This is a genomic window from Salinibacter ruber DSM 13855, from assembly GCF_000013045.1.
GTDB classification, from domain to species: Bacteria; Bacteroidota; Rhodothermia; order Rhodothermales; family Salinibacteraceae; genus Salinibacter; species Salinibacter ruber.
The window spans coordinates 2,039,345-2,060,117 of record NC_007677.1 but is presented as its reverse complement, the minus strand read 5'-3'; the positions used below and the strand labels follow the sequence as shown (position 1 = coordinate 2,060,117).

Genomic DNA, 20,773 nt, shown 5'->3' with positions numbered 1-20,773 from the left:
CTGTCGCCGGAGGAGGCCACCGCCCCGACGAATGACGTGGATCCAGTCCTCAAGGACGAGATCGAAAAGCGCCGGACGTTCGCCATTATCAGCCACCCGGACGCGGGCAAGACGACCCTCACCGAGAAACTCCTCCTGAAGGGGGGCGCCATCCACGAGGCGGGTGAGATCAAGGCCCGCAAGGCCGACCGCTTTGCGATGAGCGACTGGATGACGATGGAGAAGGAGCGGGGCATCAGCGTCACCTCCTCGGTGATGAAATTCCCCTACCGGGGCTACGAGCTGAATCTGCTCGATACCCCGGGCCACCGCGACTTTTCGGAGGATACATACCGCGTCCTGACTGCGGCCGACAGCGTGATCATGGTGCTCGACAACGCGAGCGGCGTGGAGCAGCAGACGGAGAAGCTGATGGAGGTGTGCCGGATGCAGGACACCCCCATCATCACCTTCGTCAACAAGATGGACCGGCACGGCCTGCCGCCGCTCGACATCCTGGAGGACATCGAGGACACGCTCGATCTGGACACCGTGCCGCTCTCCTGGCCCATCGGGATGGGCAACCGCTTCCGCGGCACCTACAACCTGTACCGGGACGAACTGCACCTCTTCTCCCACGCCGATATGGACGGGGAGCACGAGCGCCTGCCGATTGATGACCTGGACGATCCCCAGCTCGACGAGGTGCTCGGCGATCAGGCCGACGACCTTCGGTTCGACGTGGAGCTGGTCCGCGAGGCGGGCGACGAGCTGGACCTGCAGGCCTACCTCGGCGGCAAACAGACGCCGGTCTTCTTCGGCAGTGCGCTCAGCAACTTTGGGGTGGGCGACATGTTCGACACCTTCGTCGAGATCGCCCCGCCGCCCCAACCCCGTCCCACGGTGACCCGGGACGTCTCGCCCTACGAGGACGACTTCACGGGCGTCGCCTTCAAGATCCAGGCGAACATGGACCCGAAGCACCACGACCGCATGGCGTTTGTGCGCGTCTGCTCCGGGAAATTCGAGAAGGGCATGGAGGTGATCCACCACCGCACCGGGCAGACGATGCGCCTCAATAACGCCACCACGTTCATGGCGCAGGACCGGGAGGGGGTGGACACGGCCTACCCGGGCGACATCATCGGCATCATGAGCCACGGGCGCGTCAAGATTGGGGACAGCTTTTCGACGGCCGAGCCCCTTCACTTTACCGGGGTGCCCAGCTTTGCGCCGGAGCACTTCCGCAAGGTGCGCCTCGACGACCCGTTCCGGTCGAAACACCTAAGCAAGGGCCTGCAGCAGCTGAGCGAGGAGGGCACCATACAGGCGTTCCGTCCGCTCCGCGGCAACGATTACATCCTCGGGGCCGTCGGCGAGCTGCAGTTCGACGTGACCCTGGACCGGCTGGAGGACGAATACAATGTGGACGCCCACCTCACGGGCGTGCGCTATGCTTGCTGCCGCTGGATCGACGGACCGGCGGAGGACCTGGAGGACTTCGAGGCCGAAAACATGGACAGTCTCTTCCGCGACGCCGGCGGGGACCTGGCGTACCTCGCGCTCAGTGACTTTCGGCTGGAGCGCACGATGGAAAATTGGCCCCGCATCAGCTTCAACTCCACGAAGCAGCACACGGCGGAAGAGGAGCGCAGCTAGTCTTATTGGGGACATGCCGGCCCCGGTGGGTCGTCCTCGCGAGTGCCTTGCGTCGTGGCTCGGTGCGCGTGCCCCGGAGACGGCTTCGTCCGGGAAGGGCTTCATCTGGTGGCGACGGCCTGCTGCCCCAGATCCAACGCAGACGGCATTTTACGCCCGCGGAGGGGCTTCGGAAGGGGGATCTTCCCGGAAAACCAGTTTGTTTTAGTACGCCTCTGAGACCCTACAGCACCACGTTCTGACTCTTGACGGTGGGCGATCCGTTTCTCATCGGTGGCGTCATCATTGCGTGCTTCGTCGCGTTCAACATCGGCGGCGCGACGACCGGGCCGGCCTTCGGGCCGGCGGTGGGGGCGAACGTCCTATCGAAGACCACCGCGGGGGCGCTCATGGCGGTGGCCTTCTTCGGCGGGGCCTACACGATTGGGCGTCGCGTCGTGGACACGCTGGGCACGGAGCTGGTCCACGACCCGTCCGTCTTCACGCTCGAAGCCAGCATCATCGTGCTGTTCTTCATTGGCGGGGCGCTGCTCGTGGGCAACCTTTCGGGGGCCCCGGCATCCACGTCGATGACGGCGGTGGGGGCCATCATTGGCCTCGGCCTTGCGAGCGGGGAGCTCAACTTTGCCGTCGTGGGAGAAATTCTCGCCTGGTGGATCCTGTCCCCCATCATTGGCTTTTGGCTCGCCGTCATGGTGGGGCGCTACGGGTACGAGGCGCTCGACCGGCGCGTCGCCATCGAGCAGAGTGACGGCCCGCTGCTGGCGTTCGAGCGTGTAGAGCTGGGGAGGTGGCCTGTGGTCCGTCTCCGCGAGTCCCCCGTCGTGCGGATGGAGCGCATCAGCCCGAAGCTGTGGCCGGCCCTTGGGCCCAACACGTCGTGGCGCGAGGCGGTGGGCACGGCCGTGCTGGTGAGCATCGGGTTTTTGATGGCGTTTAGCTCGGGCACCAGCAACATTGCCAACGCCATCGCGCCGCTGGTGGGAAGCGGCGCCCTGGCCATGAACCCCGGCATCCTCATCGGGTGTGGGGCCGTGGCGGTGGGGGCCCTCACGATTGCCCGCCGGACCATGGAGACGCTCGGCAATGACATCACCGACCTGCCGCTGACGGCCGCGATCGTGGTGGCGCTCCTCAGCTCGCTCATCATCATCGCGCTGTCGGCCCTCGGCATCCCGGCGAGCTTCGTCGTGGTCGCCACCCTCTGCATCATCGGCCTCGGGTGGGGGCGCTCCACCCAGGCCGTATCGGTGGCCGAGGCCGTGCGCGGAGACGTATCCCCCCAGGTGTCGGTGGGGGCCCTGGCGCGCGGGGACGACGCGACGGTCGGGACCGTGCGCTCGCAGTCCGCGCCACAGGGGGCGTCGCGGCGCACCGCCCCGGTCCGGTCGGACCTCTTCGACCCCGGGACGAGCGTGCGGGTCGTGCTGATGCAGAACGTGGTGCCCCTGCTGGCGACGGGCGGGTCGTACCTCACCTTCTGGCTGCTCCCTGTAGGGGGATGAGCCCTCGACGCCTATCCGAAAAATTGCAACCAAACGCGCGAGCATCACATGCAGCTACGTGGGCGCCAAACGCAGTTTTACATTGACCTGATCTACGGCCTCGGGTTTGCCGTGGGGTTCGGCTACCTGCTGTTCGTCGGGATGAATCCGCTGGTGGCGGCCTTCCAGAGCGGCCTCGTGCTGGGCTATTTCCTGCGCGTGTGGGAGAACATGAGCGTCTACGAGCGCATCCTGCACGAGGAGGTGGCGGCCGAGGCCGAAGAGGTGGTGGCCGACGAGATCGAAGACACGATGCCGGGCGAAGTGGAGGAGGCCGTGGCCGAAGAGATCAAGGACACCATGCCGGACGAGGTGGAAGAAGCGGTGGCCGAGAAGGTTGAGGGCGCCGTGGCCGAGGAGGCCGAGGACGCGGTCCCCGAAGAGGTCACCGCGGAGGTTGAGAAGCAGGTGGCCGAAGAGATGACCGATGAAATCAAGCAGCGAGTGGGGGAGGAGATGGAGGAGCGTCTCCAACAAGTGGGGGAGCGCGTGCCCGAGCACGTCAAGCAAAACCGGGGCGACCGAACGTCTGAGCCCGAGAAGGACGACGCGGCCGCAGGGGAGACTTCGTCGGCGCCTGGGCGGGGTGACGGCGCCTCGTCCGGGGCGTAGGGACGGGACGCACCAGGGCGATCTCGTTGCGGGCACCGTCGCGCCAGGCCCAGGGGCTTTTCTTTTTGGGACGTGGGGGCGGTCCCAAATCGACGCAGTGGGCCGGGCCTCTCGTCCAGAACTGAATGGTGGGTGGGACCGGCTGGCTTCCCAGTCCACTGCGCTTGAGGATGCCGTCTGCGGCTCCCCCCGAGGAGAAACGGGGAAAGACGTTCCGCAGGACTGCAGGACGCGCTGACGGGAGGACCAGGACCCTCCGGGGGCCGAGACTGGGGAGGCCGAGCCACGGACGGTGATCGACGAGGCCGGCGGCCGCTTGGACCGATAGGCCCCGTCGCCGTACACCTCAATCCGGATCATGGGCCCGTCACCGGCGCTCGTGCTGTCGTCTGTCTGCTTTCCCGTTTACGTGACGGGTGGATGAGAGAAAAGTGATGAAAGGCTTGTATCTTGTTCCCGCTGCGGATGGAGATTCGACCTGCGGGTGGTTACCGTATGGGTGGCCTGCCCGCTGAGAGGATGGGCTGGTTGGGTGAATCCCGTTCACGATCTGTCATCTGCTTCAGACACGCCATGTCTATCGATCGACGCCAGTTTTTGGACGCCTGCACGGCGGTCGGGCTGAGCGGCCTTTTTCCCGGTGCCCTGTACGCGCAGGTGGCCGAGCAGGAGGACGATGCCCCCATCACGACCGAACACGTGGCGGCCGCGGAATCGATTGCCGGGCTCTCCCTCACCGGCGAGGAGCGGGAGCTGCTGGTTGAGAACCTGAATGAGAACCTCGAGCAGTACGAGGCGATGCGGGCACAGGACCTGCCCAACGCACGAGCCCCGGCGACGACCTTCGACCCGCGCCGCGGCGGGGCGGAACTTCCGGAGGTCCCGCCGTCGGCCGACGGGGCGGAGGTCCCCCTTCCTCCGATCGACCGACCTTCTTCCAATGAGGAGCTGGCCTTCGCCTCCATCTCGGAACTGGCCCACCTGCTCCGTGCCCGCAAGGTGACCAGTGTGGAGCTGACCGAGCTGGCCCTGCAGCGCCTGCGTCGGTACGACGACCGGCTGCACGCGGTCATTTCGTACACCGAAGAGCGGGCCCTGGCGGCGGCCCGCCGGGCCGACGACGAGCTGGACGCGGGCACGTGGCGCGGTCCCCTGCACGGCGTGCCGTACGGGGCCAAGGACCTGCTGGCCGTGCAGGGCACGAAGACAACATGGGGGGCAGAGCCGTACAAGACCCAGACAATCGACGAGACGGCAACTGTCATCGAGCGGCTCGACGACGCCGGGGCCGTCCTCGTGGCCAAGCTGTCGCTGGGCGCCCTGGCCTGGGGGGATGTCTGGTACGACGCCACCACCAAAAACCCCTGGAACCTCGACCAGGGCTCCAGCGGCTCGTCGGCGGGGCCGGCCGCGGCGGTGTCGGCGGGCTGCGTGCCCTTCGCCATTGGGTCCGAGACGCTTGGCTCCATCGTCTCGCCGTCCACCCGATGCGGCGTGACGGGCCACCGCCCAACCTTCGGAGCGGTGGGGCGGGGCGGGGCCATGGCGCTCTCGTGGACCATGGACAAGCTCGGCCCCATCGCCCGTTCGGCGCTCGACTGCGCACACGTCTACGACGCGATCCGCGGGGCCGACCCGAAAGATCCCGCCTCGGTGGACGTGCCGTTTCCGTTCGACGCGGAACGCTCCGCCGTCTCCTTGCGGGTGGGATACCTGCAGGAGGCCTTCGAGGGGGACTACGACAACCAGTCCGCCGACCAGAAGACGCTCGATGTCCTGCGTGGGCTCGGCGTGGACCTGGAGCCGGTGTCGTGGGACGTCGACGTCCCGGTGGGGGCGCTCCTGAATACGCTCGACGTGGAGGCCGCCGCGGCGTTCGACGAGCTGACCCGCACGGACGGCGTCGACGAGCTGGTTCGGCAGGGCGAGAACACGTGGCCGAATGTCTTTCGCACCGCCCGCTTCGTCCCGGCGGTGGAGCACGTCCAGATGGATCGGCTGCGGGTGGACCTCATGGAACGGGCCCACGCGGTCATGCAAGACCTTGACGTGCTGGTGAGCCCCAGCTTCGGCGGGGGCACCCTCGGCATCACGAACCTGACGGGGCATCCGTGCGTGTGTCTTCCCAACGCCCTGCGCCCCGTGGAGGAAGGGCCGGATGCGCGCCGCCAGCCGGGCAGCATCAGTTTCGTGGCGCCCCTGTACAGGGACCAGCACGCGCTCACGCTGGCCCACGCCGTGCAGCAGGCGACCGACATCCACCGCCGCCGCCCGCCGATCCAGTAGACGACCAGGGGCGCCCCGAGGCCCCAGTTGCCGCGCACTTTCTCGCACAGTTCCCACGCCCCGCCATGCGCATCGTCTCGCTACTGCCGGCCGCCACCGAGTGGATCTGCGTCTTCGGAGGGGAGGACCAGCTCGTCGGGCGCTCCCACGAATGCGAGTACCCGGAGCAGGTGCAGGACGTGCCCGCCGTGACGGCCCCGACCTACGCGTCGGACGGCGACTCCGCCGCCATCGACGACGCGGTGCAGGGGCAACTGCAGGACGGGCTCAGTCTCTACGACGTGGACCTGGAGCGATTGCGGGCGCTGGAGCCCGACCTGATCGTGACGCAGGACCAGTGTGAAGTCTGTGCGGTGAGCCTGCCGGAGCTGGAGGTGCAGCTTGGGGAGTGGGCCGGCAAACGCCCCGAGGTTGTCTCGATGCAGCCGCAGACGCTCAAGGAGGTGCTCGACGAGGCGCTCCGCCTTGCCCGTGCTATGGAGGCCCTCGATACAGCCATGGAGGTCATTGCCAATCTTGAAACGGGCCTTCGGGTCCTTCGCGACCAGATTGGGGTGGACCGCTCCACCAACCCGCAATCGCTTCCCTCCGTGGCCTGTGTCGAGTGGCTGGAGCCGCTCATGGTGGCGGGGCACTGGATGCCCGACGTGGTGGAGATGGCGGGGGGGCGTCCCCTCATCGGCACCGCCGGGACACCCACCGCGCCGATCGAGTGGGACGAGCTTCGAGCGGCGGACCCGGACGCCCTGGCCCTGATGCCCTGCGGCTTCACCATCGACGAGACGCGGCGCGACCTGCACTACCTGACCAACCGGCCCGGTTGGGACGCCCTGTCTGCGGTCGAGGACCAGCGTGTCGCCCTGCTCGACGGCAATGCGTATTTCAACCGCCCGGGCCCGCGCCTCTACCGCGCCATTGAGGTGCTCGCCTCGGTGCTCCATCCCGAGGCCCTCCGCCCGGAGCCGCCCATTGCGGCCTGGGAGCGTCAGTGGCTGCACGCGTCCGACCCCACACCCGCATAACCCCACGCCCGCATAAAAAGCCCGCGTGGAGCGGGATCAACTCGGCCCGAAGGAGAGTGTAGTAGGGTCGGCACGCAAATCACACCTGCCGTGGCTCGCCTGCGACCATCGCCCGTGGGCCCCCGCGTCTGTTCAACTCACCCGTTGCCCGACTGACGACCGTATATGAAACGCTCGGAATTCAGCTACGACGTCCCCGAAGAACTCGTCGCAGAATATCCGGCCGACCCCCCCGACTCCTCCCGGATGATGGTGCTGGATCGGGAGTCCCACGACATCAACCACGACAAGCACTTCCACGACCTTCCTGAGTACTTCTCGGAGGGGGACGTGCTCGTCGTGAACGACACGAAAGTCTATCCGGCGCGCCTCTACGGCCAAAAGAAAAAGACCGGCGCCGACATCCAGGTTTTTCTCCTTCGCGAGCTGAACCCGGAAAGCCGGCTCTGGGACGTGGTGGTCGACCCGGCCCGGAAAATTCGCATCGGCAACAAGCTCTACTTCGACGACGACCTGATCGCGGAGGTCATCGACAACACCACCTCACGCGGCCGAACAATCCGCTTTTCGTTCGACGACGTGAACGAGGCGCTGTACCAGAAAATCCGGGACATCGGGGAGACCCCGCTGCCGCCCTACATCGATCGCGAGGTGGAAGAGGAGGACCGAGACCGGTACCAGACCATCTTCGCCGAGAATCGTGGGGCCGTGGCCGCTCCGAAGTCGACCCTTCATTTTACCGAGGACGTGCTGGAGCGCCTGAAGGAGAAGGGCGTCCACGTGGTCCCCATTACCCTCCACATCGGGCGGGGCAAGTCCAAGCCGGTGGACGTGGAGGACCTCTCCAAGCACCGGACGGATTCGGAGGAGTACGACATCCCGGAGGAGACCGCCGAGGCCGTCAACCGCGCCCTGGCGTCCGACGAGAATACCGTCACGGCCTGCGGCACGACCGTCGCGCGGGCCCTCGAGTCGAGCCTCTCGGCCGATGAGACGGTGAAGCCGGACCATAGCTGGACGGACCTCTTTGTGTACCCGGAGTACGAGTTTAAAATCGTGGAGCGGATGATTACGAACTTTCACCGCCCCGAGAGCATGCTCATGATGATGGGGGCGGCGTTTGCGGGGTACGACTTCCTGTTTGAGGCCTACGAGGAGGCCTTCGAGGAGGAGTACCGGCTCTTCGCGTTTGGGGACGCGATCTTCATCAAGTAGCCGTCCGGAAGCCTGAAGTGCCCACTGCCCGTTGCACGCGGCCCCGGATTCGCATGGATGATGCTGATGCTCGTGCCCGCTCGGACGAAGTGGCCGTCCTCATTCCGGCGGCCGGAGGAGGGCGCCGGCTGGGGGGACGGCCCAAGCAGTTCCGGGCCCTCGGCGAGCACCCGGTACTGGTGCAGGTCCTTCTCTCGTTTGAACGACACCCGGCCGTGGGCCACGCCGTGGTGGCGGCCCCCGAGTCCCGCGTGACCGATGTCACCGACCGTTTGCAGGCGGAGGGCCTCAGCGTGCTGACGGCCGTCGTGGGGGGCGGCGCCGATCGGCAGTCCTCCGTGCAACACGCCCTCCGAGCGGTGCCCGACCCCGTGAACACGGTGCTGGTGCACGATGCGGCCCGCCCCTTCGTCGCGGCGGCGCAGGTGCAGGCCGTCGTCCAGGCCGTCCGCACCGGCGGGGCGGCGTCGCTGGTCGTCCCCGTGGCCGACACGCTCCGCCGGGGCGACGCCGACAGGCTGGGGGAGACGGTCTCGCGGGACGGCCTCTACCGGATGCAGACGCCCCAGGGCTTCCGCCGCGAGTGGCTCGAGCACGCGCATCGTCGCGCATCGGCCGAAGACCTGGCGGCGACCGACGACGTGGCCCTCGTGCAGCACCTGGACCACGACGTGGCTCCGGTGCCGGGGAGCCGGCGCAACTTCAAAATCACGACGCCGGACGACTGGGCGCTCGCCCAGGCGCTGTGGCCGACATGGAGAGACGCCCCCGAACGGTTTGACCTGTCATCGTCGGCGTCGTCGTAGTGTTGCTTTCCGTAGCTGAGAACATCCCATGCGCATTGGTTTTGGGTACGACGTGCACCGCCTGGTCGAGGGGCGGCCTCTGATCCTGGGCGGCGTACAGGTGCCGCACGACCGGGGCCTCGCGGGCCATTCGGACGCGGATGTCCTCCTGCACGCGGTGGCCGATGCCCTGCTCGGGGCCGCCGCGCTCGGGGACCTCGGGGCCCACTTTCCCGATACCGACGCCAAATGGAAGGACGCCGACAGTCAGGCCCTGCTCCGACGGGTCGTGGAGAGGGTTCAGCACGCCGGTTATGCCCCCCACAATGTCGACGCGACCGTGCTGCTGGAGCGCCCCAAGCTGCGCCCCCACGTCGACGAGATGCGGACCAACATTGCACGTGCGCTTTCTTTTCCGCGCGACGCAGTGTCCGTAAAGGCGACCACGACGGAAGGAATTGGATTCGTGGGACGGGAGGAGGGGGTGGCGGCACAGGCGGCCTGCACGATTCAATCCGCGTGACGAGAGGGTTTTGTCCCCGACTTGGCCCCAGTTCGAGTATGCTCGACGGATTCTCCAACTTCTTTGCCTGGATGGAGGCGCTTTCCCCGATCTGGGCGTACGTCACCCTGCTCGTCATCGCGTACGGCGAGAACGTGCTGCCCCCGATCCCGGGCGACATGGTCGTGGTCTTTGGGGGGTACATGGCGGGCCTCGGGCAATTGCACCTCGGCGTCGTGATTCTTCTCTCCACGGTCGGGGGCGCACTCGGCTTCATGACGATGTATGCCGTCGGGTACAAGCTGGGCCGTTCGGTCCTGAACCCCGATCGCCTGCAGTGGCTGCCCCGTGAGGGCTTCGACCGCGCGCAGCGCTGGATTCACCAGTACGGCTACGGCGTCATCGCGGCCAATCGCTTTTTAAGTGGGGCCCGGTCGGTGATTTCGTTGACGGCGGGCATGTTTCGGATGGAGACGGCCCGTACGGCCTGGTGGTGCACGGTGAGCGCGCTGGTCTGGACGGGGCTTATCAGCTACGCGGGGTACGCCGTCGGGGAAAACTGGGACCTCGTCGTGACGTACCTCCGGGCCTACGGCCGCATCGTCTTGACGATACTGGTTCTGGGTGCGGTCGGGCTGGGGGCACGGTGGTACTGGCGGCGCCAGCGGAGGACGGCGACTGGGGGCGACGACGGCGGCCCCCCCTCTGAACCCCGCTGACCGGTCGAAACTCGGCACGATGCGAATAGTTGATCCGGGTGGCTGGTCGCCTCGGCCCCGTTTGCTGACGTAGCTCAACTGGTAGAGCAGCGCACTTGTAATGCGCAGGCTGGCGGTTCGAGTCCGCCCGTCAGCTCTACAGAAAATTGCCCCTTGGACGCCAGGTGCGTCCGAGGGTTTTGTGTTTGAATCCTGAGCCGTGCCCACGTCGAGGGGCTGGGCCGCGCTCAGTGTTCGCCCAGAAGCGAGACCTCATCGCCCAGCACGTCCTCCACGTAAAGCGTCTGCACGAGCACGATCACGACGATGGCGAAGGGGGTGGCCAGGAGCACGCCCCCGGCCCCGGCACTCACGCCCCCGATGAACTGGGCCGTAATGACGGTGGCGGGCGGGATGTGGACGGCCTGCTGCTGCACGAGCGGAGAGATGAGGTAGCTTTCCAGCAACTGCACCGCCCCGTAGACCAGAATGACGTAGAGCACCTCCGTGGGCCCAATCAGGGAGGCCACGAGCAGGGCCGGCAGCACGGACAGGACGGGCCCCAGGTACGGCACGAAGGAAAAGAGAGCGGCGAGGAGCCCGAGGGCGATGGGGGACGGAATGCCGACCACCTTCAACCCGACGGCCGTCAGCACCCCGACGATCAGCATGAGAATCAGCCGGCCGGTGAGCCACCAGCGCAGGGCCCGCCCAAGCGCGGAGAGGACGTCTCGGGCCCGGGGGCGCGAGGAGGGGGGGACCAGCTGAACCACACCATCGAGGTACGACTGCGGGGCCGCCCCGCCGTAGATCCCGATAAAAAGGATGATGAACCCGTTGACGAGAAGGTTGAGGGTGTCCCGAAATACATTCGTCACGCGGCCCAGCACACTGGAGACCGGCGGCAAGAGCTGACTGGGGTCCACGTACCGCTGCATCCAACCGTACCGTTGAACGGTCGTGCGGATGCGGGAGGCGAGACGCTCGGCCGCGTCCGGAAGCAGGGTGGCCAGGGCACTCGCCTGCTCGGAAATGTCGGGCCCGGCCAGTGCCCAGAGGCCTACGAGCACGCCCCCTAGTCCAATCAGCGTGAGGGCGACAGCGAGAGGGCGGGGCAGGCGGGTGTCCTCGGTCAACTCCTGGGTCACCCCCGCGAGAAAGACGGCCAGCAGAATGCCGGCGAAAACGGTAAACAGTACCTCGACCAACTGCGTTGCGACGACGAGGACGAGTACCCCCGCCACGGTCAGCCCCATCGTCACGTAGGGGCGGCGTGAGATGTACGAGTCGGGGGACGACGCAGCCATAAACGAAAGACCGTGGAAGGGCGCAGAATACATCGAGATGGGTCGCCAAAACGTATCGCCAAATATCCTCCTCAGCCGCACCATGATCAAGCCTTTTCTGGGCGTCGAGCCCACGCACGACGACACGAACTACATCGCGGAGACGGCCGCCCTCGTCGGAGACGTCATTCTGGGGCGCGACGCAAGCATCTGGCACCACTGCACCCTGCGAGGGGACGTGAACTGGATCCGCGTGGGGCCCGAGACCAACGTACAGGACCACACGGTCGTCCACGTCACGCACGGCACGGCGCCGGCCGACATTGGCGCGCGGGTCACAATTGGACACGGGGCCATCGTGCACGGGTGCACCGTGGAGGACGAGGTGCTGGTGGGCATGGGGGCGACGATCCTGGACCACGCCGTGATTGGTCGCCACAGCATCGTGGGGGCGCAGGCGCTGGTGACGAAGGGCACCCGGGTGCCGCCCCGGTCGCTCGTCCTCGGCCAGCCCGCCGAGGTGGTGCGGACGGTGACGGACGAAGAGGTGGCGGGGATTCGGGACGGCGCGGACAACTACCTGCGCTACGCCGACGTGCACGCCGGGACGGAGAGGCCGGCCGAGAATCCGTGGTACGATCCGGTGTAGCCGGGAAAGCGTTACGGTGGGGTTGCATCGTGGGGGACCCACGTCGGTGGCTTGCCATTCGCCGCACCGCTGCCTGTTCTTCCGCATCACGTCCTCCAGTTTATGCGCACCACCGTTCTCCTGCTGGCCCTGTCGGTCGTACTCGCGGGATGCTCCACAATCACGATCGACGAGGAAACGGTCTTTCAGCCGAAGCCGTCGGTGACGCCCGAGACGTTCTCCGTTGACGACGTCGACCTTTCGGTCCGCAACATTCCGGTTGCGGACAGTGCCTCGGTCAACGGCTGGCACCTCACGCAGGCCGACGCCGAGACGACCGTCCTCTTCTTCGGGGGCAACGGGTTTTATCTCGTCCAGTCGAAGGGGTACTTGCGTGCCCTGACGCGCCCCCCGGTGAACGCGTTTCTTTGGGACTACCGCGGATACGGACGGAGCGACGGCGCGCCCAGTGCCGCGAACGTCCGCGACGATGCGCTTGCGGTGTACGACTCCCTGGTCGCGCGTCCGGGGGTCTCGCCGGACGAACTTCTGGTCTGGGGGCATTCGCTGGGCAGCTTCCTCGCCACGCACGTCGCGTCCGAACGCACAGTGGGTGGGGTCGTGCTCGAAAACCCCGCCACCAACGTTAACGACTGGAAGAGCTACCTCTTCCCGTGGTACGTCCGGCTCTTCCTCGGCGTCGAGGTGGATCCGGCCCTGCAGCAGGACGACAACCTGGAGCGGGTTCGGTCCCTGGAGGTGCCCCTACTCGTGGTGGGGGGTAGTGAGGACCAGGTCACGAACCCGGCCATGGCCCGGCGCCTGCACGCCGAGGCGGCGAGCGAGAACCGTCGGCTCGTCATCGTGGACGGAGGGGGCCACAATGACCTCTACGAAGACCCGGAGGTGCGGGCGGCGTATCGCGCCCTGATCGACGAGATCACCACGGAGGCCTCGGCCCAGTCGTCCCGGTAGGCCACCGTGCCGCGGCCGAGGGCCGTGCGGACCCGTCAGGAGTCGCCGTCGCGGGACGAAGACGGCGGCGGCCCCTCCGATGGGGAGCGCCAGCCCGTGTTGAGCCCGCTGAGGGCGAGTATGCCGCCGCCCACGGCCGTGCCGGCCACCGGAAGGGGAATGCCCACCGTGATTCCGGCCAGGAGGCCCTTCAGAACAGCGACGCCCATCCCGTCCGCCCCGTAGCGGCGCTGAACAATGCCGGTACCGAGGCCCGCCACGACGAGCCCAATGATCGCAACGAAAGGCGTCGAGAGCCCGAGCGTAACCGCGTTCTCCGAAAACAGGAGCCAGTCGAGTCCCAGGATGAGCGCCCCGCTGGCGGGGTGGAGACGGAGTGCAGAGTGATCGGGGTCCGACATGGTGGGGGCGACGGCCGCACGCTATAGGATGTACTGACTGAGGTCGCGGCTCGACGCGATTGAACTCAGGCGATCCCGCACCATGTCGGCGTCGATGGTGATCTTGGAGCCGGGCGGGATTTCCTCGGGGACGTCGAACAGAAGGTCCTCCAGGAGCGTCGTCAGCACCGTGTGGAGGCGTCGCGCGCCGATGTTCTCCACGTCGGCGTTCACCTCGGCGGCGATCCGTGCGAGCTCGCTAACCCCTTCCTTCTCGAACTCAATCGTGACGTCCTCGGATCGGAAGAGGGCGCGGTACTGCTTGACGAGCGCATTCTTGGGCTTCGTGAGGATCTCGTAGAAGTCGTCCTCGTCGAGGTTGTTGAGCTCCACCCGGATGGGAAAGCGGCCCTGCAGCTCGGGAATGAGGTCGCTGGGCTTGGAGGCGTGGAAGGCCCCGCTGGCGACGAAGAGAATGTGGTCGGTCTCCACCATGCCGTGCTTGGTGGTGACGGTGGAGCCCTCCACGATGGGGAGGAGGTCCCGCTGCACGCCCTGCCGGGACACGCCGGCGCCCTGTCCGCCCTCGTCGCGGGTGCGGGTGCCGGAGGCCACCTTGTCGATCTCGTCGACGAACACGATGCCGGCCTGCTGAACCCGCTCCAGCGCGTCCTCCTTCACCTGATCCATGTCGATCAGCTTCTGCGCCTCCTCCTGCGTGAGGATCTCGCGGGCCTCCTCCACGGTCACGCGCCGCGTCTTGCGCTTCTGGCCGCCCCCGAGGTTGCCGAAGAGCTCCTCCAGGTTGACGCCCATTTCCTCCATGCCCATGGGGCCGAACATCTGCATCATCGACTGCGAGTCGGACGTGACCTCAATCTCAATCTCCCGGTCGTCGAGGTCGCCCCGCTCCAGCTTGTCCCGAAACTTCTCGCGGGTGCGGGCCCGGAGGCTCGTCTGCTCGCCCTCCGCCTCGGCGTCGTCCGTGTCGCTCACCGTGAAGCCCGGCTCGTCGGAGGCCCCGTCGCCGGCCTGAGACTGCGTGTCGTCGTCGGGGGGGATGAGAATGTCCAGGATGCGCTCCTCGGCCAGCTCCCGCGCCCGGTCCTGCACCTCCTCTCTGTGCTCCTTCTCCACCATGTTGACCGCGATGTCCGTGAGGTCGCGGATCATGCTGTCCACGTCGCGCCCCACGTAGCCGACCTCCGTAAACTTGGAGGCCTCCACCTTGATGAAGGGGGCCCGGGCGAGGCGGGCCAGGCGGCGGGCGATCTCGGTCTTGCCCACGCCGGTGGGGCCGATCATGATGATGTTGTTCGGCACGATCTCGTCCCGCATGTCCTTCGGCGCGTTCTGGCGGCGCCATCGGTTGCGGAGGGCAATTGCCACGTTCTTCTTGGCGTCCTCCTGCCCGATGATGTACTTGTCGAGCTCGTCGACGATCTGGCGGGGGGTAAGGTCTTCAACGTGCTGGGTGACGTCAGGCATACAGGGGCGGACTCAGGGGTAATCGGAAGGATGCTTGGAAGGGAGGGACGCCGGTCGGTTTACTCCTCGGTGTCCGTACGGGGGGACGTTTCGCCCCCGGTTTCGCTCGTGACGGTAGAGGCCGAGGCGGTCGGCGACGGGACGGCTCCGTCCATGTCGTGTGCGTCGGCGGACCTCTTTTCGTCGTCGTTGCGGCCCGAATCGGGGCTGGAGTCGGGGGATTCGCTGCCGGCGTCGCCGCCCGAGGACGCGTCCGTGGTCGACGAGGAACGGCCGAGCGTCTCGTGGAGGTCCTGGACGTCGGGGTGCTCGTCGTTGACGATGAGGACCGTGTAGTTGTACGGATAGCCGTTCCGTTTCTCCAGGCGGGCGGCCCCAGCGGCCTCCAGTTCGCTCACGAGCGATTTGGGGTCCTCGTCCGGGCCCATAAGGTCGGAGAGCTTGCGGAGCAGGGGCGTCAGGTACACCTCGTCGTACTGCCCGAAGTGCTCCTCCGTAATTTTGATGGCCCGTCGTGCCCCGGGGTTGTCGAGCGACTGAAACTGCTGAGGGGGCGGGGCGTCGGGCGACTGGGCGCGGGTGTACGCGGACCCACTGGTGGGGGCGTTCGCCAACAGGTCCTCCCGCGACTCTTCGCTGAGGAGGTTGCGGGCGTCGAGGTACCGACTGTCCTCGGCGAACGAGGGCGTATCCGCCGTCTGTGGGGGATTGACGGCGGCCACGAGGGGGCGGCAGCCCTGCTCCCGAATCCAGCGGACGAGCGGAAGATAGGGGCGATTCCCCGTGATAATGACAACCGTCTGCAGGTCCGAGCGGCGCGTCAGGGCCTGGGTCACGTCGAGCGTGAGCCGGACCTCGGAGGTATTGTCCTGCATCCCCGCGGGCACGTGAATTGGGTTGATGCCCTCCCGGTGCAGGGCGGAGGGGACCGGCGCGTCGTTCTCGTCGAGCAGCGTGTCGAAGGTGCCGTAGGCGCGGCCGTAAATGGTGGGGGTGTCGTCGCCCTCTTCAAGGTAGCGGCGAACCTCCTCGAAAATCTCCTCCGCGTACGCGCTGGTCGATCGGTCCCGCCCGCTTTGGGACTTGAGGATGGAATAAAGATTGTCGTAGTCGACAAACATGGCGGCCTGTCGTGGCGGGACGCCGTCGGTTGGAGCATCGTAGGACATAAACAGGTGTGCCCTTGGTTTCGGAAAATATAATGTCGAGGCCTCGGGGCCGGTCGCTTGTCATGAATGGAGCCCCCGAAGGCCGCACAGCAGTTGACGTTCGCCGCTAGTCCGACTCGGCCTCAATGTCGCGGATGGTTCGGTTATGATTCGTGTAGATGCAAATGTCCGCGGCGATTGAGAGGCCGTTTTCGACGATGTCACGAGCGGTAAGCCCCTGCGCGTTTTGAAGGAGGGCGCGGCTTGCGGCGAGGGCGAACGAGCCCCCGGACCCAATCGCGATGATGTCGTCGTCGGGCTCGATGACGTCGCCCGCCCCGCTGATCAGAAGCAGCTCCCCGGGGGAGGCCACCGCCAAAAGGGCTTCTAGGCGGCGGAGATACTTGTCGGTGCGCCACTCCTTCGCCAGTTCCACGGCCGCCCGGGCCACGTTGCCGCCGTACTCCTGGAGCTTCTCTTCGAAGCGTTCGAACAGGGTGAAGGCGTCGGCGGTGGACCCGGCAAATCCGGCCAGAATGTCCCCGTCGTACAGCGACCGAACCTTCTCGGCCTTGTGCTTGACGACCGTCTCGTTCATGGTGGCCTGGCCGTCCGACCCAAGGGCAATCTGCCCGTTGTGGCGGACGCCGAGGACGGTCGTGGCGTGGGGGGAGTCGGTGTCGGCGGTCATGTACGAAGAAGGAAACATCGCAGTGGGAGAGAGCGCGTCCTGCAGGGGCGTTCCACAAGCAGGAATCTTACACCCCACATGTACGACTCACGCGAGGGGCGGTTCGAGACTGACCGGCCAGACCGTCACACGCCGCGTTTTTTGCCAAACTTTAGCCGGGGCGCCTGGTGGATCGTGCTCCGACCCTCACACGTCGACGAATGGCGGTGCCGCACAGGGGCGGGCTACCGGGAGGGCGGTTCTTCGAGGGCCTGTTGCGCCGGGGCAGGCTCCCGCAAAATAACGACCGCGTGGCTAATCTCGTAGAGCGGAACGGCGGGCCGGAGGAAAATGTCGAGCTCGCTTCGTCCGGCGGGGGCGGCCACGGAGTCGATGGTCCCAATGCGGCGCCCCGGGGGGAAGACATTGCTGTGGCCACTGGTCACCACGCGCTGGCCCGTCTCCACGGGTTCGGTTTCCACGACGTGGTCGAGCTGGAGCCGGTCGAGGCGCTCGCCATCCCAGCGGACAATGCCTTCGGCCCGGAGCGGGAGGACCGTGCCCGGCACCCGGAAGTCCGTGTTGAGGAAGGGCATGACCCGGGCGTAGTGCTCGTTGGTCAGGACGACGGTGCCGACAATGCCCCGTTCATGCACGACCGGCATCCCCTCCGCCACGCTGTCGGCGGTGCCGACATCGAGGATGAGGAAGTTGTCCTTCTGGAAGATGTCTTTTGTGACAATGCGGGCCGGACGGAGGCGGGCGTCGGTCGTGTCCGTGAGGCCGAGCAGGCGCCGCAGCTCGTCGTTGCGCTGGCGCACGTCGCGGGTGCGGGCGACCTGGCTGGAGAGTTGAATGTTTTCACGCCGTAGCTCGTCGTTGCGTTCGAGGACGCGGAGGTAGCGGCCCATCCACGCGAAGGTGCTCTCGACCTGGGCGGTCCACCCCAGGGCCTGGGCCCGCAGGGAGCGCACCAGCGGCTGGTTTTGGGTCAGCATCAGGGTCGCCGCCACCAGAAGAACGGCGCCCAGAAGAAGCCAGTCGGTGGGGCGGGTCTGAGACGCCATGGGTGGAAGGGGACATCCGGTCCGAAAGGGCACCGACAGGGCGCATCGTGCCGTTTCAGGTGAGGACGCGCTCGTAGTTTTCCAGGTTCTCCAAGACCTCGCCGGTGCCGCGCACGACGGCCTTCAGGGGGTCCTCGGCCACGTACACCGGGAGCTCCACGCGGTCGCGGAGCATCTGGTCGATGCCTTCGAGGAGGGCCCCACCCCCGGTCATCATGATGCCCCGCTCCAGCACGTCCGCCCCCAGCTCCGGGGGGGTGCGCTCGAGCGTGCGCAGGACGGCGGCGCTGATCTGTTCGAGGTTGTCGTGGAGGGCCTCGCGCACATTGACCGACGAGATCGTGCGCACCTTGGGGATCCCGCTCACGAGGTCGCGTCCTTTTACGGACAGGTCCAGCTCTGTGTCGAGCTCGATGGCGCTGCCCACCTCACATTTGATGCGCTCGGCGGTCCGGGAGCCGATGAGCAGATTGTGATTGCGCTTGAAATACTGCACGATTGCCTTGTCGAGTTCGGCCCCTCCGACCCGGAGCGACTCGTCCAGCACGATGCCGGAGAGGGCAATCACGGCAATTTCGGTCGTCCCGCCGCCAATGTCCACGACCATGTTGCCTACGGCCTCCTGGATGTCGAGGCCAATGCCGATGGCCGCCGCCATCGGTTCGGACACGAGGTTGACCTTCCGGGCCCCAGCGTGCTCGGCGGAGTCCCGCACGGCGCGCTTTTCGACCTCCGTGATGCCGCTCGGGACGCACACGACCATGCTCCGGATGGAGGTGAGCCAGTTGTTCTTGACCTTCCGGAGCAGGCCCTGGATCATCTCCTCGGCGACCTTGAAATCGGCGATGACGCCGTCCCGCAACGGCCAGATCGTCTCGATGTCCTGGTGGGTGCGCTCGTGCATCTGGAGGGCCTCGTGGCCAATCTCCCGCACTTCGTTCGTGTCGGAATCGACCACGACGATGCTCGGCTCGTTAAGGACAATGCCCTCACCGCGGATGTACACGAGGGTGTTCGCCGTCCCGAGGTCAATGGCAACGTCCTGAGAGAGGTTGAAAAACATCGATTGTTCTGTACGGATGAGGGCCGGAGGAGGAGAACGGGGGTGTGGCTGAGCCGGCCGGTGGAGCAGAGACGGTGGGGGCGGCGGTTCAGAAATGGCCTGCGCCCGGAAGGGGGCGCGAGCACGGCGGCCCTTCCGAGCGTGGAGGGCGCTCCCCGGCGTGCGCTCAGTGCCGGAAATGCCGCTGACCGGTGAGAATCATGGCCACGTCGTGGGCGTCGGCGGCCTCGATGACGTCGTCGTCGCGGATGGACCCACCGGGCTGAATGGCCGCGCGAGCCCCTTCGTTGGCCGCGGCTTCCAGGCCGTCGGCAAACGGGAAAAATGCGTCGGACGCTACCACGGAGCCGGTGAGGTCAAGTTCCGACTTTTCGGCCTTGAACACCGCCAGCTCGGAGGCGTCGATGCGGCTCATCTGCCCGGCCCCGACGCCGAGGGTGGCCTGATCGCGGGCGTACACGATCGCGTTGCTCTTCACGTGCTTGGCCACGCGCCAGGCAAAGTCGAGGTCGGCGCGCTCGTCGTCGGAGGGGGCGCGGGCGGTCGGGACCTCCCAGCCGTCCCGGGCGGTGGCGGCGGGGGGCAGCGCCGGGTCGCGCGTCTGCACCAGCAGCCCGCCCAGCACGGAGCGGACGTCCAGCCGGTCGGTGCCCCGAGCCGGCTGTTTGGCCCGGACGACCCGGCGCCGGTCCTGCTCCGTGAGGAACTCGAGCACGCCGGGTTCAAACTCGGGCGCAATGACGATCTCGGTAAAGATCTCGTCGATGGCCTCCGCGGTGGCCTGGTCGAGGGCCTGGTTTACGACGACGATGCCGCCGTAGGGAGACTGGGTGTCGGTGGCAAAGGCCTGGTGCCACGCCTCCTCCAGGGTGTCGGCGGTGGCGACGCCGCTGGGGTTGGTGTGTTTGAGGATCGCACAGGTCGGCCCCGCGTCGCGAAACTCGTCGATGAGCGCGAGGGCGCTGCTCGTGTCGAGCAGGTTGTTGTAGGAGAGGGCCCTGCCGTGCAGCTTGTCGTAGAACGGGGACGGATCGCCGTAGAGGGCGCCCTCCTGGTGCGGGTTCTCGCCGTACCGAAGGGACTGCGCCTGGGGCAACGCGACGTTGTAGGTGGGCTGGAGGTCGCCATCGCCGTCCGCATCGGCCCCGGAGGCGCGAGACAGGTGCGCGTCGATGTCCTGGTCGTAGGCGGCCGTGTGGGCGAAGGCCGCCTCGGCGAGGCGCCGGCGTGTGGGGGCGGAGAGGTGTCCGTCGTTCTGCTCCAGCTCATCGGCGGCGGCGGCGTACTGGTCGGGGGCCGAGACCACGCCGACGTCAAAGTGGTTCTTGGCCGCGGCGCGCAGCATCGTCGGGCCGCCGATGTCGACGTACTCCATGACCGTCTCCGGGTCGGCGTCGGGATCCTGGACCGCTTCGGAGAAGGGGTAGAGGTTGCCAACGACGAGGTCGATGGGGGCGTAGTCGTGTTCGTCCAGTGCCGCCATGTCGTCCTCGCGCGAGCGGCGGGCGAGGATGCCGGCGTGGAGGGCCGGGTGGAGGGTCTTGACGCGTCCCTCCAGCACCTCGGGCACGCCCGTCACGTCGGCCACGTCGGTGACGTCGATGCCGGCGTCGCGGAGCGTGTCGGCGGTTCCGCCGGTGGAGATGAGTTCTACGTCGAGCGATCGGAGCCGCCGTGCGAAGTCGGCGATGCCGGTCTTGTCGTAGACGGAGAGAAGGGCGCGGCGAACGGGCGAGGGGGCGTCGGGGGGCATGCGGAGGGGGGAG

The 20,773-nt window shown here is 67.0% G+C and carries 19 protein-coding genes and 1 tRNA gene; 12 read left to right on the top strand and 8 right to left on the bottom strand.

The features are described from left to right. The first annotated feature begins 36 nt into the window (after window positions 1-36). The 10 genes from SRU_RS08755 (at window position 37) to SRU_RS08710 (ending at window position 10,459) form a co-directional block, all read left to right on the top strand. Entirely contained in the window at window positions 37-1,638 is a 1,602-nt protein-coding gene (locus SRU_RS08755; RefSeq protein WP_011404403.1) for a peptide chain release factor 3, read from the top strand. A gap of 251 nt (window positions 1,639-1,889) precedes the next feature. Further along, window positions 1,890-3,143, top strand: a complete 1,254-nt coding sequence (locus SRU_RS08750) for an inorganic phosphate transporter (RefSeq protein WP_011404402.1) — start codon at window positions 1,890-1,892, stop codon at window positions 3,141-3,143. Between the two features lie 48 nt (window positions 3,144-3,191). Beyond that, a complete protein-coding gene (locus SRU_RS08745; RefSeq protein WP_011404401.1) occupies window positions 3,192-3,794 on the top strand; it encodes a hypothetical protein in 603 nt (200 codons plus the stop codon). 573 nt (window positions 3,795-4,367) lie between these two features. Then, complete coding sequence (locus SRU_RS08740; protein ID WP_164923593.1) at window positions 4,368-6,080, top strand: amidase; 1,713 nt, start codon at window positions 4,368-4,370, stop codon at window positions 6,078-6,080. Window positions 6,081-6,145: 65 nt separating this feature from the next. Beyond that, window positions 6,146-7,102 (top strand): ABC transporter substrate-binding protein, encoded by a 957-nt coding sequence (locus tag SRU_RS08735; RefSeq protein ID WP_011404399.1) that lies wholly within the window; start codon window positions 6,146-6,148, stop codon window positions 7,100-7,102. Between the two features lie 165 nt (window positions 7,103-7,267). Beyond that, on the top strand, window positions 7,268-8,317 hold the full coding sequence (gene queA, locus SRU_RS08730) for a tRNA preQ1(34) S-adenosylmethionine ribosyltransferase-isomerase QueA (RefSeq protein WP_011404398.1): 1,050 nt from the start codon (window positions 7,268-7,270) through the stop codon (window positions 8,315-8,317). A gap of 53 nt (window positions 8,318-8,370) precedes the next feature. Continuing rightward, a complete protein-coding gene (gene ispD, locus SRU_RS08725) occupies window positions 8,371-9,123 on the top strand; it encodes a 2-C-methyl-D-erythritol 4-phosphate cytidylyltransferase (protein ID WP_112904119.1) in 753 nt (250 codons plus the stop codon). A 28-nt stretch (window positions 9,124-9,151) separates the two neighbouring features. Next, window positions 9,152-9,625 (top strand): 2-C-methyl-D-erythritol 2,4-cyclodiphosphate synthase, encoded by a 474-nt coding sequence (gene ispF / locus SRU_RS08720; RefSeq protein ID WP_011404396.1) that lies wholly within the window; start codon window positions 9,152-9,154, stop codon window positions 9,623-9,625. A 38-nt stretch (window positions 9,626-9,663) separates the two neighbouring features. Continuing rightward, window positions 9,664-10,323, top strand: a complete 660-nt coding sequence (locus SRU_RS08715; RefSeq protein WP_221231474.1) for a DedA family protein — start codon at window positions 9,664-9,666, stop codon at window positions 10,321-10,323. A gap of 63 nt (window positions 10,324-10,386) precedes the next feature. Then, a tRNA-Thr gene (locus SRU_RS08710) sits at window positions 10,387-10,459 on the top strand. 91 nt (window positions 10,460-10,550) lie between these two features. Here SRU_RS08710 and SRU_RS08705 read toward each other — a convergent pair. Beyond that, window positions 10,551-11,609: an AI-2E family transporter gene (locus SRU_RS08705; protein ID WP_011404394.1), complete on the bottom strand. Its 1,059-nt coding sequence runs from the start codon at window positions 11,607-11,609 to the stop codon at window positions 10,551-10,553. An 82-nt stretch (window positions 11,610-11,691) separates the two neighbouring features. On the opposite strand from SRU_RS08705, the gene SRU_RS08700 reads away from it, so the two are divergent. Next, window positions 11,692-12,237, top strand: coding sequence for a gamma carbonic anhydrase family protein (locus tag SRU_RS08700; RefSeq protein WP_112905228.1), 546 nt, complete (start codon window positions 11,692-11,694; stop codon window positions 12,235-12,237). A gap of 102 nt (window positions 12,238-12,339) precedes the next feature. Beyond that, a complete protein-coding gene (locus tag SRU_RS08695; protein ID WP_112904115.1) occupies window positions 12,340-13,191 on the top strand; it encodes an alpha/beta hydrolase in 852 nt (283 codons plus the stop codon). 35 nt (window positions 13,192-13,226) lie between these two features. Here SRU_RS08695 and SRU_RS08690 read toward each other — a convergent pair whose 3' ends face one another. The 7 genes from SRU_RS08690 to purH all read right to left on the bottom strand — a co-directional run bounded on the left by SRU_RS08690 (window position 13,227) and on the right by purH (window position 20,760). Next, on the bottom strand, window positions 13,227-13,592 hold the full coding sequence (locus SRU_RS08690) for a phosphoribosylaminoimidazole carboxylase (protein ID WP_011404391.1): 366 nt from the start codon (window positions 13,590-13,592) through the stop codon (window positions 13,227-13,229). A gap of 21 nt (window positions 13,593-13,613) precedes the next feature. After that, window positions 13,614-15,059: an ATP-dependent protease ATPase subunit HslU gene (hslU, locus tag SRU_RS08685; RefSeq protein WP_011404390.1), complete on the bottom strand. Its 1,446-nt coding sequence runs from the start codon at window positions 15,057-15,059 to the stop codon at window positions 13,614-13,616. 59 nt (window positions 15,060-15,118) lie between these two features. After that, the gene (locus SRU_RS08680; RefSeq protein WP_011404389.1) at window positions 15,119-16,228 is read right to left on the bottom strand and encodes an NYN domain-containing protein; all 1,110 of its coding nucleotides are present in this window, start codon (window positions 16,226-16,228) and stop codon (window positions 15,119-15,121) included. A gap of 106 nt (window positions 16,229-16,334) precedes the next feature. Beyond that, window positions 16,335-16,916: an ATP-dependent protease subunit HslV gene (gene hslV, locus SRU_RS08675; RefSeq protein WP_272481475.1), complete on the bottom strand. Its 582-nt coding sequence runs from the start codon at window positions 16,914-16,916 to the stop codon at window positions 16,335-16,337. 206 nt (window positions 16,917-17,122) lie between these two features. After that, a complete protein-coding gene (mreC, locus tag SRU_RS08670) occupies window positions 17,123-17,944 on the bottom strand; it encodes a rod shape-determining protein MreC (protein WP_013062116.1) in 822 nt (273 codons plus the stop codon). 55 nt (window positions 17,945-17,999) lie between these two features. Then, window positions 18,000-19,007, bottom strand: coding sequence for a rod shape-determining protein (locus tag SRU_RS08665; protein WP_011404386.1), 1,008 nt, complete (start codon window positions 19,005-19,007; stop codon window positions 18,000-18,002). Between the two features lie 166 nt (window positions 19,008-19,173). Beyond that, window positions 19,174-20,760 (bottom strand): bifunctional phosphoribosylaminoimidazolecarboxamide formyltransferase/IMP cyclohydrolase, encoded by a 1,587-nt coding sequence (gene purH, locus SRU_RS08660; RefSeq protein WP_011404385.1) that lies wholly within the window; start codon window positions 20,758-20,760, stop codon window positions 19,174-19,176. Between the last annotated feature and the right edge of the window lie 13 nt (window positions 20,761-20,773).

What these genes read in the sequence shown, in the direction of transcription:
- SRU_RS08745 (WP_011404401.1), top strand. Translation starts at nt 3,192, where the DNA reads ATGCAGCTACGTGGGCGCCAAACGCAGTTTTACATTGACCTGATCTAC.
- SRU_RS08740 (WP_164923593.1), top strand. Translation starts at nt 4,368, where the DNA reads ATGTCTATCGATCGACGCCAGTTTTTGGACGCCTGCACGGCGGTCGGG.
- SRU_RS08735 (WP_011404399.1), top strand. Translation starts at nt 6,146, where the DNA reads ATGCGCATCGTCTCGCTACTGCCGGCCGCCACCGAGTGGATCTGCGTC.
- queA (WP_011404398.1), top strand. Translation starts at nt 7,268, where the DNA reads ATGAAACGCTCGGAATTCAGCTACGACGTCCCCGAAGAACTCGTCGCA.
- ispD (WP_112904119.1), top strand. Translation starts at nt 8,371, where the DNA reads ATGGATGATGCTGATGCTCGTGCCCGCTCGGACGAAGTGGCCGTCCTC.
- ispF (WP_011404396.1), top strand. Translation starts at nt 9,152, where the DNA reads ATGCGCATTGGTTTTGGGTACGACGTGCACCGCCTGGTCGAGGGGCGG.
- SRU_RS08715 (WP_221231474.1), top strand. Translation starts at nt 9,664, where the DNA reads ATGCTCGACGGATTCTCCAACTTCTTTGCCTGGATGGAGGCGCTTTCC.
- SRU_RS08705 (WP_011404394.1), bottom strand. Translation starts at nt 11,609, where the DNA reads ATGGCTGCGTCGTCCCCCGACTCGTACATCTCACGCCGCCCCTACGTG.
- SRU_RS08700 (WP_112905228.1), top strand. Translation starts at nt 11,692, where the DNA reads ATGATCAAGCCTTTTCTGGGCGTCGAGCCCACGCACGACGACACGAAC.
- SRU_RS08695 (WP_112904115.1), top strand. Translation starts at nt 12,340, where the DNA reads ATGCGCACCACCGTTCTCCTGCTGGCCCTGTCGGTCGTACTCGCGGGA.
- SRU_RS08690 (WP_011404391.1), bottom strand. Translation starts at nt 13,592, where the DNA reads ATGTCGGACCCCGATCACTCTGCACTCCGTCTCCACCCCGCCAGCGGG.
- hslU (WP_011404390.1), bottom strand. Translation starts at nt 15,059, where the DNA reads ATGCCTGACGTCACCCAGCACGTTGAAGACCTTACCCCCCGCCAGATC.
- SRU_RS08680 (WP_011404389.1), bottom strand. Translation starts at nt 16,228, where the DNA reads ATGTCCTACGATGCTCCAACCGACGGCGTCCCGCCACGACAGGCCGCC.
- hslV (WP_272481475.1), bottom strand. Translation starts at nt 16,916, where the DNA reads ATGTTTCCTTCTTCGTACATGACCGCCGACACCGACTCCCCCCACGCC.
- mreC (WP_013062116.1), bottom strand. Translation starts at nt 17,944, where the DNA reads ATGGCGTCTCAGACCCGCCCCACCGACTGGCTTCTTCTGGGCGCCGTT.
- SRU_RS08665 (WP_011404386.1), bottom strand. Translation starts at nt 19,007, where the DNA reads ATGTTTTTCAACCTCTCTCAGGACGTTGCCATTGACCTCGGGACGGCG.
- purH (WP_011404385.1), bottom strand. Translation starts at nt 20,760, where the DNA reads ATGCCCCCCGACGCCCCCTCGCCCGTTCGCCGCGCCCTTCTCTCCGTC.